General features: G+C 41.1%; 12 protein-coding genes. 7 read left to right on the top strand and 5 right to left on the bottom strand.

Annotation, left to right across the window (positions count from 1 at the left end; translation table 11 throughout):
* Positions 1 to 28: 28 nt before the first annotated feature.
* Positions 29 to 703 carry an ABC transporter ATP-binding protein gene (locus DPF90_RS10890; RefSeq protein ID WP_114786368.1) on the bottom strand — a complete coding sequence of 225 codons (675 nt, stop codon included), beginning with the start codon at positions 701 to 703 and terminating at the stop codon, positions 29 to 31.
* On the opposite strand from DPF90_RS10890, the gene DPF90_RS10885 reads away from it, so the two are divergent.
* The 3 genes from DPF90_RS10885 to DPF90_RS10875 all read left to right on the top strand — a co-directional run bounded on the left by DPF90_RS10885 (position 702) and on the right by DPF90_RS10875 (position 5,192).
* The gene (locus tag DPF90_RS10885) at positions 702 to 1,301 is read left to right on the top strand and encodes an arylesterase (RefSeq protein WP_114786367.1); all 600 of its coding nucleotides are present in this window, start codon (positions 702 to 704) and stop codon (positions 1,299 to 1,301) included. The genes DPF90_RS10890 and DPF90_RS10885 overlap by 2 nt on opposite strands.
* A gap of 276 nt (positions 1,302 to 1,577) precedes the next feature.
* Positions 1,578 to 3,467, top strand: a complete 1,890-nt coding sequence (locus tag DPF90_RS10880; protein ID WP_114786366.1) for a putative bifunctional diguanylate cyclase/phosphodiesterase — start codon at positions 1,578 to 1,580, stop codon at positions 3,465 to 3,467.
* A 69-nt stretch (positions 3,468 to 3,536) separates the two neighbouring features.
* Entirely contained in the window at positions 3,537 to 5,192 is a 1,656-nt protein-coding gene (locus DPF90_RS10875; RefSeq protein ID WP_114786365.1) for an ABC-ATPase domain-containing protein, read from the top strand.
* Positions 5,193 to 5,244: 52 nt separating this feature from the next.
* On the opposite strand, the gene DPF90_RS10870 is transcribed toward DPF90_RS10875, so the two are convergent.
* Entirely contained in the window at positions 5,245 to 5,862 is a 618-nt protein-coding gene (locus DPF90_RS10870; RefSeq protein ID WP_114786364.1) for a DNA-J related domain-containing protein, read from the bottom strand.
* A gap of 129 nt (positions 5,863 to 5,991) precedes the next feature.
* The gene (locus tag DPF90_RS10865; protein ID WP_114786363.1) at positions 5,992 to 6,831 is read right to left on the bottom strand and encodes an isopenicillin N synthase family dioxygenase; all 840 of its coding nucleotides are present in this window, start codon (positions 6,829 to 6,831) and stop codon (positions 5,992 to 5,994) included.
* Between the two features lie 236 nt (positions 6,832 to 7,067).
* Here DPF90_RS10865 and DPF90_RS10860 point away from each other — a divergent pair, with 236 nt between their 5' ends.
* Positions 7,068 to 7,685 (top strand): DUF2238 domain-containing protein, encoded by a 618-nt coding sequence (locus DPF90_RS10860; RefSeq protein WP_114786362.1) that lies wholly within the window; start codon positions 7,068 to 7,070, stop codon positions 7,683 to 7,685.
* On the opposite strand, the gene cutA is transcribed toward DPF90_RS10860, so the two are convergent.
* Both cutA and helD read right to left on the bottom strand, forming a co-directional pair.
* Positions 7,649 to 7,969: a divalent-cation tolerance protein CutA gene (cutA, locus tag DPF90_RS10855; RefSeq protein WP_114786361.1), complete on the bottom strand. Its 321-nt coding sequence runs from the start codon at positions 7,967 to 7,969 to the stop codon at positions 7,649 to 7,651. The two genes, DPF90_RS10860 and cutA, sit on opposite strands and share 37 nt — an antisense overlap.
* 4 nt (positions 7,970 to 7,973) lie before the next feature.
* Positions 7,974 to 10,049, bottom strand: coding sequence for a DNA helicase IV (gene helD / locus DPF90_RS10850; RefSeq protein ID WP_114786360.1), 2,076 nt, complete (start codon positions 10,047 to 10,049; stop codon positions 7,974 to 7,976).
* Between the two features lie 192 nt (positions 10,050 to 10,241).
* On the opposite strand from helD, the gene yccS reads away from it, so the two are divergent.
* The 3 genes from yccS to DPF90_RS10835 all read left to right on the top strand — a co-directional run bounded on the left by yccS (position 10,242) and on the right by DPF90_RS10835 (position 13,106).
* Positions 10,242 to 12,398 (top strand): YccS family putative transporter, encoded by a 2,157-nt coding sequence (gene yccS, locus DPF90_RS10845; RefSeq protein WP_114786359.1) that lies wholly within the window; start codon positions 10,242 to 10,244, stop codon positions 12,396 to 12,398.
* Positions 12,399 to 12,544: 146 nt separating this feature from the next.
* Positions 12,545 to 12,769, top strand: coding sequence for a hypothetical protein (locus tag DPF90_RS10840; RefSeq protein WP_114786358.1), 225 nt, complete (start codon positions 12,545 to 12,547; stop codon positions 12,767 to 12,769).
* A 58-nt stretch (positions 12,770 to 12,827) separates the two neighbouring features.
* On the top strand, positions 12,828 to 13,106 hold the full coding sequence (locus tag DPF90_RS10835) for a hypothetical protein (protein ID WP_114786357.1): 279 nt from the start codon (positions 12,828 to 12,830) through the stop codon (positions 13,104 to 13,106).
* The last annotated feature ends 86 nt before the right edge of the window (positions 13,107 to 13,192 follow it).

Here is a 13,192-nt window from a genome sequence, read left to right as displayed (position 1 = left end):
ATACTTGTGAGAGGTCTAAATGAACACATCAGCATTCCTCCAATCTTCCAGCCTGAATGTGAAGTCGCCTATCACACAAGTCAGCTAGCTGCATATCGTGAGTCACCAAAACTAATGTGGTGCCGTGCTGCTTGTTAAGTTCAAATAAAAGCTGAATCACCTTTTCAGCTGTTGTTTGATCCAAGTTTCCGGTTGGCTCATCGGCAAACAACACTTTAGGTTGAATCATAAAGGCTCGCGCGAGAGCAACACGTTGTTGCTCCCCTCCGGATAGCTGTGTAGGAAAATGCCGCATTCTGTGTTCCAAACCAACTGAAGCTAATAACTGCTGAGCACGTTCTCTGTCTTCCGGTTCACCTTTCAGTAAACACGGCAACGTTACGTTATCTAAAGCACTTAAACTTGGTACTAAGAGGAAACTTTGAAATACAAACCCGACTGATTCACTACGAATAAGCGCTCTCTCTTCGTCATTCATTTCGCTTATCGGCTTGTCTAAAAGTGAGATACTTCCTGATGTGGGTGTATCAAGGCCTGCAAGAAGAGTCATTAAAGTCGATTTACCTGCTCCAGACGTCCCAACAATTGCGATGCTTTCACCCTCCTTGATATCCAAATTTATGTTCTCTAGGATTGTTAATTGTTCTTGTTTAGTAGAGACTAGTTTCGATAATGACTCTGCTTTGATTACGGATGGATGCATGATTCGATTACTTTCCTTACTCTTGTTGCTCACTTACGTAAGTCCATTGAACGCTGCCAAACTTCTTGTGTTGGGTGATAGCCTGAGTGCAGGCTATCAGATGTCGATTGATAAAGCTTGGCCTACATTGTTACCAAATGTCATCGCTAAAACAGGCAGAACACTAACCGTGGTCAATGCCAGTGTGTCTGGTGATACCACTGGCAATGGATTAGACCGCTTACCTACCCTATTAAACACACACACACCCGATATCGTGCTTATAGAACTTGGGGCAAACGATGGCCTTAGGGGATTCTCACCCAAACTCATACAAGATAATTTACGTCAGATTATCCAGTTAGTTCAATCACGAGGGGCAAAAGCGTTACTTATGCAAATTCATATCCTGCCTAACTATGGTAAACGCTATACTCAAGCCTTTGCTGATTTATACCCTATGCTGTCGAAGCAGCTTGATGTTCCACTGTTGCCCTTTTTCTTAGAAGGCGTGATCACTAACCCCAAGTGGATGATGGATGACGGACTTCACCCTAACGAAAAAGCACAACCTTGGATTGCAGAATTTGTCGCCAAAAATTTGATCGAACACCTCTGATTCACCGTTCAAACCTTGACTAGCGAGGCCTATCTCAAAGTCTGGACTCTTTGCAAGAAAATATCTCAATTCTGAGACAGCATATAACAAAAGGCTCATATAGCTGACCTCTTCGCGACAAACCAGTAGGATTGGCAGCTCTTAACATTGAGAACACAGAAGTATGCAGTCTATGTATCACTTCCTGTCAGTCAACTAGACAAACATCTATGGGCAAATGCTACTGACTTTAAAGTTATTATATGAAAGCGGTTAGCAGCAAAGGATTCGGTACAAATGTCACACATCAATACAGCCAACTTAGTTATCCCAGAAGATATCTCAAGTAGCTGGCAAAACAATATTAATTTAATTGCTGAAATCATGTCCATTCCTACTGCATTGATAGTAGACACCCAAAAACACAAAGTTAGGACCGTTGAATCAAATAAAAATGCATGGAGCTCATCCACAATTAGTAAACCTGAGGTTACTTATAAAGATCTATGCTGCTGGGTAGAAGATGAACGTATAATGCTTGCCAAACAAAACAAGCTTGCCTCAAGTTCAGAAACTTTCTTGTCTTATGATAACTGCTCAAATTCTTGTCAAGGCATACCGATTAAATGGCCCAATGGCCATGTATTCGGCACAATCTGTATTTGGGGTAACGACGTTTATTCACCCAAGCTTTGTTACCAAGAGCTTATCTCGAGCTTTCGTAACTCAATCGAACTACAGTTATCGATTCTTTATCAGAAAGAAAAGTTAAAGAACACAAACATAGAACTGAGAAACAAAGTTGTTGCACGCAACCATGATATGGACATGGTCAATGGGTATCTTGAACAAGAGATCAGGAAACGACAACGTGCCGAGGAAATCATTGATTACCAGAGATGGCACGATATTAGAACGGGTTTCTTAAATCGCCAGGCCCTTGAAAAAGAGGTGACTAAACTTGCAGAAAAAGCCCAAAACAACACACTATTTGGTGCTGTCATACACATTAACTTCATCAACGGATTGCTGATTCAAGAACAGGACGACAGTATAACTTGGAAACAACTTCTGATTCAGTTTGATAGGAAGATCAAAAATAAAGTAAATGACAAAATCATTACTTCTTTACCTACGTCTGCCGATATAGTGTTAGTTGTTAGTGATTTGAAAGATCAGAGCGACCTTGATGACCTGTGTAAACATATCGTGCAGTCGAGCCAATCGACATTTGTGATTGATAGTAAGTCATTTCATCTTAATGCTTACATTGGAGTTTGCACTACTAAAGATACATTATGCCCAAATAGCTTGCTGCAATTTGCTTCAAAAGTCGCTCTATCAAGTAAAGATAGTGGACAAAATTACCGTTATTACTCGCAAGATTTACCAATTTTTTCATCAGACACTCAAGAATTGGAGTCTTATTTACTCAAGGCAATAAGGGACAATGATCTACTTCTGCATTTTCAACCCAAGGTTTGTACAAAAACCAAGTCTTGGATAGGTGCAGAAGCTCTTTTACGCTGGAGGCACCCCACAATGGGAGAGATTTCCAGTGAAACTTTGATTAACATAGCCGAAAAAAATGGACTTATTTTTGAAATAGGACGTTTTGTTCTAACCGAAGCAGTCAAAAAAGGTGCTAAGTGGGTAGAATGGAATTCCGAATTTAAAATTGCCATCAATGTCTCTGTTGTTCAACTCAACAGCTTGGAGTTTGTACAAGAGCTCGAACATTTACTCATTACTCACCAACTTTCTACCAAAAACATTGAGTTAGAAATTACTGAAAGCGGTATCGTGATTGATGATATCGTAATGGAAAAATCTCTCAAGCGTTTACGCAATCTAGGTATGACACTGTCACTTGACGACTTTGGCACGGGGTATTCCTCTTATGATTACCTAAAAAAATTCCCATTTAATGCCCTAAAAATAGATAAGAGCTTTATTGAAAAAATCGATGAGTGTCGTAAGGACCAAGAAATAGTTCGTTCCATCATAGGGATAGCCCGTGCATTTAATATGAAAGTCACAGCCGAAGGTATTGAAAATAAAAAGCACGAAGAGTTTATCGTGAGTGAAGGCTGTGAGTATGGCCAAGGCTACTTATATTCTAAGCCAATACCTAGCAATGAGTTTGAATACAATCTCTACCGTCAAGTTACACTTCAAGAGCATTGATTCTCTTTACTCTGTAGCATGCGGTTCTTATAATCCTCGCTTCTAATGAACCGCGCTTGAGATCGCTTTATGGAACAGTTAACTGCGACACTAAAAAAAATTGAAAAACAAAACTATCGTGCCTACCAAAAAATCAAAGGTGAGTATGATTTTGGTGACTACAGGTTCCTGATCGATCAGGTACAGCCCGATCCCTATGCATCAGCTTCAAGAGTACGAGCAATTCGCCCATGGTCACTGACAGGACTGCAATGGTTGCAAGGAAAGTCTCTATCTTATCAAACTGCCGCGCGTGATTTCATTGCACGCCATTTCTCTCAGCTTTGTAAACAAGAAAACAGCCTTGATATATCTTTAACAGGGCAAACAGTATTAGACTCTACGGCGGTCCTGTTCACTGAAGAAGGAATCGAACTCAGATTTCGCATCAATCTGCCGGCAGAAGGACGCTCAGTACTTGGTAAGAAAGCAGACAACCTACTTACTTTTCACCTGCCTAAATACATTAGGCGGTCTACATTAGAGAGAGAAATCGATAAGCAAGCCCTCGAGCTCCACTGCCAGGTTGTGGAAGACCAAGACTTTATGCGTGATGAGCTTGATAAGCTCGGTTTAATTGCTTTTATAGGTAACGGGTCAATACTTCCGAGAATTGCTGGAAACAGTGATCTACCTATGCAGGATGCCAAACCATTTACAGCCCCAAGTTCGATGGAAGTCGACATCATCACTCCAAATAAAGGGAAAGTGACGGGCTTGGGTATCAAAAAAGGTATTACCTTGATTGTAGGTGGAGGTTTTCATGGCAAGTCAACGCTGCTATGCGCGATAGAGCGTTCTATCTATAACCATATCCCCGGAGACGGACGAGAGTATATTGTCACCAACCGGAATACGAATAAGATTCGTGCAGAGGATGGTCGGTGTGTCCATAGCTTAAACCTATCTAACTATATAAACTGCTTACCTATGGGCCGAGATACGACTGACTTCTCTACTCAAGATGCTTCAGGTTCAACTTCTCAAGCTGCATGGATCCAAGAATCTATAGAAGCTGGCGCTCAAGCAATCTTGATTGATGAAGATACATCAGCCACTAACTTTATGATTCGCGATGAGCGTATGCAAGCCCTAGTCAACAAAGATGCAGAGCCGATAACGCCACTAGTCGATCGTATAGGCCAACTTAGAGACTCACTAAACACGTCAACAATATTGGTTATGGGCGGCTCAGGAGACTATTTTGATGTTGCCGATAACGTTATCCAAATGCATGATTATCAAGCTATAGATGTAACTCAAAAAGCGAGAGAAGTGATCAAACAGCATCCTACTGAGCGTACTAATGAGTCATTAACTCCTTTGTCTACTTTCTCACCTCGCCAGCTCAATCGAGCAGCCCTACAGAAAATTCTTACTGAGGGTAAGTTTAGGGTGTCTGCAAAAGGAACGGATGCGCTACGTTTTGGGAAGGAGTTTACTGATCTTTCTGCATTAGAACAGCTAGAGTCGAGTTGTGAGATAAACGCCATAGGCTGGATTTGGTTTGAGCTTGCCCATAAAACAGGCCTATCTGATGATCCAACTAAAGAAATTCAGACGATGCTTGATAAAAACTGGTTGGACAACATGCCCAAGTATGGTGATCTCGCAAAACCCCGAGCACTGGATGTGATTGCAGCTCTGAATCGTTTTAGAAGAGCAAGATTTCAGCAAAAAAAGTAGATTGGGCCGACCTAACGTAAATTTGCATTGATAAGGGTGCTAGCCACACTTATCAATGCCTCAATACATGCCAAGCTTCACACAATACCCTGAATCGTTCGCTATTGCCATTTTCCCTATCAGGATGCCATTTTAAAGCCAGCTTTCGCCACGTCTTACGAATTTCAGTTTGGCTTGCGTCCATAGGAAGCTCGAATAGCGACAAAGCTTTAGTTCGATCCATGTCGCTTACATCAATGCTACCAACAAACTCTCTGTATCGTGTCCAAAACTCGTTCAATAAGCGTTTTACCTCACCTTCTTCCGCTTCATAATTATGCCAATCAAGATAATAGTCTCGGAGCGGGTCTGCATGATCGACTTCATGGCCGAAAACTTGAGACTGAGGCATCAACACAATATCCATTGCTTGCACCTGCAGCCAGTTTTCTGGGTACAGTGTTTCTTGCAATTGATATAGAGCGTTCATGATTAGAAAGTTGCGTTTGAAAAGATCTTTTTCCGGTGAAGCGTCGAGAACTGGCAAAAGTTCTAGATCGCAAAGATGGGACGAAAGTGTGTGAACTTTCCATCCAGAAGGTTGTTTTTTCAAGACTTCCATTATGGGCCACAGCAATGGATTTTCCATATACTGTTCAAATTGGGCGGCGACTTCCTGATGTTCGTTCATATCCAAATTATTCAGCGTTTATTTTTAATACAAAGCTAAAATTGTCGATTTGTCGAGCCAATATATAAGATTTAACGATCATTACCCAAAAAAAGAGCCAGTACTCACTGGCCCGCTAAACAAATTTTGCTAAAGCACTCCAAGCTCTGTTAGTCTCTCTGTTAGGTATGTATCTGCCGTATGGCGCTCTGAGAGTACCACCTCAGGTTTGGGATGGAGAAACAAAGGTAATGAAATTCTTGAACTTTCTTGGCGCTCACCTGCAGGGTTGATAACACGATGAGTGGTAGAAGGGAAATAGCCATCAGATGCTTCCTGAAGCATGTCACCGATATTAATAATTAAACTACCAAAGTCACATGGCACATCAATCCATTGCCCATCTTTGCCCAAGACTTGGAGACCAGGCTCATTAGATGCAGGAAGGACAGTAAGTAGGTTTATATCTTCATGAGCGGCAGCTCGGATCGCTCCAGGCTCTTCTTCGCCAGTCATCGGTGGGTAGTGCAGCACTCTTAGCAAGGTTTTTTCACTACCATTAATCATTTCCGATAGTGCCACAGAAAACTTGTCCTGAATTTCGGCTGGTGCATGAGCTTCAACCCACCCTAACAACTCTTCAGCAAATTTATTTGCTTGCTGATAGTAATCCAAAATTTGCGCTTTTAGTTCCTCCGGTATTTGTCCCCAAGGGTAAACATGGAAGTACTCTTTGATATCTTTGACCGCATGCCCTTTTGCTACTTCAGAAACAGAAGGAGGAAAGTAACCATCTTGTGTCTCAACATTGTATGTGAACTCATTCTTCCGATCTGTCATAAAAAACTGATACCAGTTCTCGTAAATTGACTCGACGAGCTCTTTGGGAATTGGATGATTTTTCAGTACTCCAAACCCTGTTTCGCGAAGTGATTTGACAAATTTTTGCGCCGCATCTTCGGCCCTATAATCGACGGTTTCCAGTTTCATGGCTTCACTTTATTTCATTGTGCTATGGTTGAAGCAGGATTCTAAATCTCGTGGCCCAGTAAAGCAAACTTTGCCGAGGTCCAGCGCAATAACACAGATTTTATCTGTGTGTTAATTATGCATTTCAACATTATCAGTTAGTAAAATGTGAGATATAAACCATTAAAATTTAATTGAACAGTGTTTTATTGGGTGGCATTATACACATGTTAACTGACTAGAGAGGCGACGACCAAATGGATACCAACAATAGATCACTATCAATTTTATTTTGGTTAACAATTGGTTATGCGGTCGTATTTGCCTTTTCTGCCATTTCCCCAACTTCTTATACTGTATGGGTCGCTGAAATAATTCCCGCTTTAGGAATATTGTTTTTTATTTGGATAATATCAAAACAGTTCAAGTTCTCTAACACAGCCTACATTCTGATGTTTATCTGGCTTACACTGCATACTATTGGAGCAAAATACACCTTTGCCGAGGTTCCATTCAATTGGTTCAATCAACTTATCGGCTCAGAACGTAATAACTTCGACCGCGTCGCGCATTTTTCTATCGGATTGTATGCCTACCCCATCGCTGAGTACATAATCCGACGCCAATTGATGAGTGTTAAACTCGCTGTATGTTTTGCTTTATTTGCTATCATGTCACTGGCTGCAGGCTACGAAATCGTTGAATGGTGGTATGCTGCCCTTGCTGGAGGGGATGAAGGGATAGCTTTCTTAGGCTCTCAAGGAGACATCTGGGATGCTCAAAAAGATATGTTAATGGACACTATTGGTGCACTGACATCACTGACTCTTCTTTTAACTCAGCAACGTGTCGACTCCTTCAGCCATGTCAGGTAGGGGTTGAATCCCCCAGTGATTGACAGTTGAATCACTTCCGGTACCTCATAATTGTGGAGCGAACTAATCAGGTCTTCTAGTTTCTTGTAACAGGCTTTTTTCGTTTTAAAAATAAGTAGAGTTTCACTATCTTGGTGTAACTTCCCTTCCCATTTATAACTGCTTTGAATAGGCAAAGTTTGGATACAAGCAGCCAACTCCCGCTCTAATGCTGTTTCTATGATTGTTTGCACCGTTTTCTGACAATCTGTTGTCGTTAAGACAATACATAATTCTTCTTTCATCGTGTTACACACCGCGCTTTTTAACATTAACTGGATAGTCTTGGTCTTTAAGTTCATGAATAAAGCAGGATCCAGAACCTGAATACGTCACCCAGACATGCTTTTTGGCGCGTGTAAGAGCAACGTAAAATAAGCGTCGCTCCTCCGCATAAGGAAAAGGGTCCGTAGATTGGGTCAAAGCACAATCAATGTGTAGACTCTTAACTCTGGGAGGAAACTGGCCTTCATCGACGCATAAAATGATAACATAATCAGCTTCGCGTCCCTTGCTAGCGTGACACGTCATAAAATCGATAGATAACAAAGCAAATTGTTTTTGCCACTGTGGCAAAAGCTCTGGCTTGTGATAATGATTTCTGGCGAGCAGCAACACACTTTGAGTACTTTTCGCTTTGCGGTTTAACTCTTCGAGAATCTTTTCTACCGAACTACTCTCTGACAAGGTTACAGACTTAGACTTTTTCTGTTTATAACTTTGTAATGTTTTTATCAACTGATTAGGATTACGCTGAATAAACTGGTTGGCCACTTCGCCAATCTGATTATTGAAGCGATAAGTTGTATCAAGCCTATGTACCGTTGAATAGCGAAAACGTTTAGCGAACCCTGTCGTTAAATCTACATCCGCACCCGCGAATTGATAAATCGATTGCCAATCATCACCAACAGCAAACAATACACAATTAGGCGATCCTTTTTGGTTGCATAAAGCTTCCACTAACTGTAAGCGTTTTGGTGAAATATCTTGGTACTCGTCAATCATGATATATTTCCATGAAGGCTTGTATTTCCCTTTTTCAACATATTCTATCGCTTTGCTAATCATGATATTGAAATCAACATGCCCCTCTTCACTATGCTTCGCCATCCAAGCTTGGTAGCAAGGCCAGACTAGGGCGAGTTCACTGTTAAGGCGTGTATAGTCATCAAACGTCACTAACTTCTCTTGGATATCTTTCTTGGTAGACCCTAATGTAGACAGTTGTTCGAGCTGCTTTGTTAACCAATTAATTAACTTTGGATTTTCAGCATGGCTTGCTAACTCATCGTCTCCAGTTATGTAAGCAATTGGCCATTTCTTGAGGTGCTTTTGCCAACGTTTGAATGCGGTTGATGAAGCCCAATGATTTTTTAACCACGCCATACACCATGCATTTTTTAAGTTATCGTCAGTGGCAATAGGAGAGATGGTGACTGAGGAGCCTTCAACATCATTCAAAATAGCTAGTGCAAGCTGATGAAATGTATTAACTTTCACTTGGTCAGCACTTAAACCGATTTTATTTTCTAGCCTCTGACGCATTTCATTTGCAGCATCTCGCCCGAATGCCAACATAAGAATCTCTTCCGATTGTGCAAGATGGCTTTGAAGAAGGTATGCGACACGTGCGGTTAGAACACTGGTTTTTCCTGAGCCTGCTCCTGCAAGCACTAAATTGGTGTCATCATTCAGTAAAACCGCTTGTTGCTGAGACAAGTTCAATGGAGACGACTCTATTTGAGAAAAAAGCACTTTCCAGTTTTCCAGCTCTATTTCCATCCACCTTTGGTTGCGTAATTGCATAACATTTTCGGTATCTGTCACCCAAGCCACTAGATTGGCCATCTTCTGGGGTGCCATCAAAACGGCATCTTCCAGCGTCATTTGAGTCGTTTTTAGATCGTCGAAAATCTTCGTTAATTGGCAATTAACGGTAGAATGAGTTAAGTACGCAGGTTGACGCTCTAACCCCTGTAAGGCCATTTCCCATTGGGGAAGAAGTTTATAAAGCTGTTGGCATTGCTTGTTATGCCATTTTTGATAGCAATCAACCGCTAGGCGAGCAAACTGACCGCAGCTCTGCCATGAAAGCCCTTCAATTAACCATGACTGTCTGCTACCGTCTTTAGGGTGAGAAAAAAACTGCAAACCACCCCAAATTATGCCTCGTTTTAGATTAACTTCACCACTCCATACACTAAACGGGATATGTTCTTCAAACCACTTTGAGCTGAGTATGATGACATCAGATTCTAGAGAAACCCGGTTATATTCATTTTGTATCAAATATTGTGCAGTCTTGGTTGCAGTTAGCTGCATGTTTACATTTCCTCAGGTCTAGTTATCCACATAATAACGTAACCAGTGCATTGAGTGAAAAGATCTTGTCGATGGATAACTATCGACGTCGAGTTAATTTCTCGAAAATAAGCATTTTTCCTTATCTACATCATAAATTTAACATGTATTATTAGTTAATATGAACATTAAAGAGAACGAAAAGCAATCACTGTGCAACTTTTAAGTCAACTTCACCTCTACTGGGTAAACAAAACCATCAATTACGGCTTGCTGATTCTGGTCGCTTTGGTCGGTGTAGTTAGCGTCAGCTGGTTTTATTCGATCGACACTTCTGTTATTCCATTAATATTAGGTGTTATCGCAGCCGCACTATCAGAAACAGATGAAAGTGTCTTAGGCCGTATCAAAGCTACGTTTATTACATTAGTTTGCTTCTCCATTGCGTCGTTTTCTATCGAACTGCTTTTTTCTATGCCTATTTTGTTTGCGATAGGGCTATGTATTTCTACTTTCGGATTCATCATGCTTGGCGCAATCAGTGCTAGCTATGCAAGTATTGCATTCGGTTCACTACTCGTCGCCATATACACAATGTTGGGTGCTGAACAAAGCTCCAATCTCTGGCAACAACCTATCTGGCTGCTTTCAGGCTCTATTTGGTATTTCATATTATCGATAACTTGGTCAGCATTATGGCCCCACCAACCTGTTCAACAAAGTTTAGCTAACGTTTTTATTCATCTCGCGAACTACCTAGAATCACGTAGCCAACTCTTTCACCCTGTTACTGGTCTCGATCCCCAACCCTATAGAATAAAACAAGCGGCACTCAACGCAGCAACAGTAACTGCTTTGAACCAATGTAAAACAACCTTATTAAACAGGTCTAAACGGGACCATGTTCAATCGTCTAGTGATGAATTTCTCAACATTTACTTCCTTGCTCAAGACATCCATGAACGCATCAGTTCAAGCCACTATCGCTATCAAGAGTTATGCGAGCAGTTTGGTCGTTCAGACATACTTTTTAGATTCAAGCACCTACTCGAAACACAAGCACAAGCATGTAAACAAGTAGCGAAGTCAATCCAGCTAGGTAAGGTATATATTCATACTGGTCAATCGTTACTTGCGCTCGATGAATTAGTTTGCTCACTGGAACACCTAAAAACAGAAACAAAGAGTGACAAGAAATCATTGATTAACCAGCTTAACTATCTCTTTAATAATCTTGCCACCGTTGAAAAGCAACTCAGTAATATCTGTACTTCAAACGCAGGTATACTCGACACAACCGAACTCGATGACACGGAAGCTCATAGCCTGAAAGAGGGCTGGCAACGAGTCATATCACATTTTTCACTCGATTCGATGTTATTCCGCCATGCAGTGAGGATGTCTTTGGCACTAACGGTGGGATATTGTCTAATTCAGATGACACATGTTGAACAAGGGTATTGGATACTGATGACAACATTATTTGTCTGCCAACCCAACTATAGTGCAACTCGTAATAAACTGGTTGCTAGAGTGGCTGGTACCATACTTGGTCTGTTGGTAGGTGTACCTTTACTTATTCTGCTCCCTTCGCAAGAAAGCCAACTACTCCTGATTGTGGTCTCGGGCGTCGCTTTTTTTATGCTGCGACTTGCAAACTATGGATATGCCACAAGCTTTATCACAATTTTAGTTCTATTTTGCTTTCATCAACACGGCGACGGCTATGCGATAGTTATTCCAAGATTAACTGATACCCTGATTGGGTGCGCGCTAGCGGTATTATCCATCACTTTCATCTTACCAGATTGGCAGTCAAAAAGACTGCATAAAGTCATGGCTGAAACCATTCAAGCCAACCAAGAGTACCTTGCACAAATCATAGGTCAATATCGAATCGGAAAGAGAGATAGTTTGCCTTATCGAATAGCAAGGCGTAAGGCTCACAACCACGATGCAAAGCTAAGCAATGCCATAAGTTCAATGCTGATAGAACCGGGGCGATATCGCGCTGCCACAGACGAAAGCTTCCGTTTCTTGACACTAAGTCACGCTTTATTGAGCTACTCCTCTGCTCTTGGTGCCCATAGAACACGCATCAGTGAAGCGGGGACCCACAAACTTATTTTAGACGCACATAAAGTTATCCATCATCACTTGGAAATATTGACTAAGTTGCTCGATGGCTCGGAACACTATGATTCTCAATGTAATAATATTGATCTTGATCTGAAAAGTCGACTAGAGGAATGGCGAGATCAAGATAACAGCGAAGTGAAAATGGTATTAGAACAACTCTACCTCATATACCGAATGCTTCCTGAGCTGCACTCTTTAGCTAAAAAATTCGTAATTCGTGCAAAAAACTGAGTCACTTTAATGACAATTAAGTTATCTTTATCGTTTATTTATATGGCATAATTCACAGAAATATAAAACCCATCTGACATTTTTCGGACATATATGCAGCAATTCTACATAAGATGGGATCTTAAATCTTGTAACAAGGTGAGACGATGAAAGGAGACATCTCTTGCTATTCGAATGAGAAAATTGATTTGATTCGGAGGCAGCCCAACATGAATTCAGAGCAGTTTGAAGTTCTTAAAAAACAAATAAAAAATATGACACCCTGTCAGCTAAGAACACTAAAAACTGAGATATCTCAAACCTTATCAGAGCCTAAAAACGCTCTACTAACTGATGAAGAGCAAAGACTTATAGCGAGCTTGTTTCGATAGCATAACTTGCTAAAAAAGCAAATCTACAGTAGGCTTTAACTAGGTATAGGGGGTGATTATGGCAGTATCTGCGGTGCAACCCGGCTATCAGCTAATCGAGCAGTCATCTAAAATGGCAGAGGAAGCTGCGCGCGAAATATACCAACCCAAAGCAACCAACCCTATCGATAAAGATAACTCCTACCAGTTCAATGAGGTGGAATTCAAGCCGCCTGAAACCTATCAGATAGAACCAATGGTCAAGCTGACTCAAGCAGAGCAGTATAGTCGTATTGGTACCAATGTATTACAGAGAGACCAAGAAATGATCGGTACGTTGCTTGATATTCATGTTTAGGTTAAATTTACTTCTCATTAAAGAATAAATGTTGTCTTCCTCGTAACAGACGCTAGAATCGCCCGACAACACTATTTTTTTCATCA

Source organism: Vibrio tetraodonis, from assembly GCF_003350295.1.
Lineage (GTDB): Bacteria > Pseudomonadota > Gammaproteobacteria > Enterobacterales > Vibrionaceae > Vibrio > Vibrio tetraodonis.
Note: the sequence above shows the minus strand (reverse complement) of the source record. Positions and strands in the feature narration are given on the sequence as shown.

Bases quoted from the DNA above. Each gene is read 5' to 3' on its own strand.
- cutA (WP_114786361.1), bottom strand. From the start codon at position 7,969: ATGAAAGAAGAATTATGTATTGTCTTAACGACAACAGATTGTCAGAAA.
- DPF90_RS10840 (WP_114786358.1), top strand. From the start codon at position 12,545: ATGAAAGGAGACATCTCTTGCTATTCGAATGAGAAAATTGATTTGATT.
- DPF90_RS10875 (WP_114786365.1), top strand. From the start codon at position 3,537: ATGGAACAGTTAACTGCGACACTAAAAAAAATTGAAAAACAAAACTAT.
- helD (WP_114786360.1), bottom strand. From the start codon at position 10,049: ATGCAGCTAACTGCAACCAAGACTGCACAATATTTGATACAAAATGAA.
- DPF90_RS10890 (WP_114786368.1), bottom strand. From the start codon at position 703: ATGCATCCATCCGTAATCAAAGCAGAGTCATTATCGAAACTAGTCTCT.
- DPF90_RS10860 (WP_114786362.1), top strand. From the start codon at position 7,068: ATGGATACCAACAATAGATCACTATCAATTTTATTTTGGTTAACAATT.
- DPF90_RS10885 (WP_114786367.1), top strand. From the start codon at position 702: ATGATTCGATTACTTTCCTTACTCTTGTTGCTCACTTACGTAAGTCCA.
- DPF90_RS10865 (WP_114786363.1), bottom strand. From the start codon at position 6,831: ATGAAACTGGAAACCGTCGATTATAGGGCCGAAGATGCGGCGCAAAAA.
- DPF90_RS10835 (WP_114786357.1), top strand. From the start codon at position 12,828: ATGGCAGTATCTGCGGTGCAACCCGGCTATCAGCTAATCGAGCAGTCA.
- DPF90_RS10880 (WP_114786366.1), top strand. From the start codon at position 1,578: ATGTCACACATCAATACAGCCAACTTAGTTATCCCAGAAGATATCTCA.
- DPF90_RS10870 (WP_114786364.1), bottom strand. From the start codon at position 5,862: ATGAACGAACATCAGGAAGTCGCCGCCCAATTTGAACAGTATATGGAA.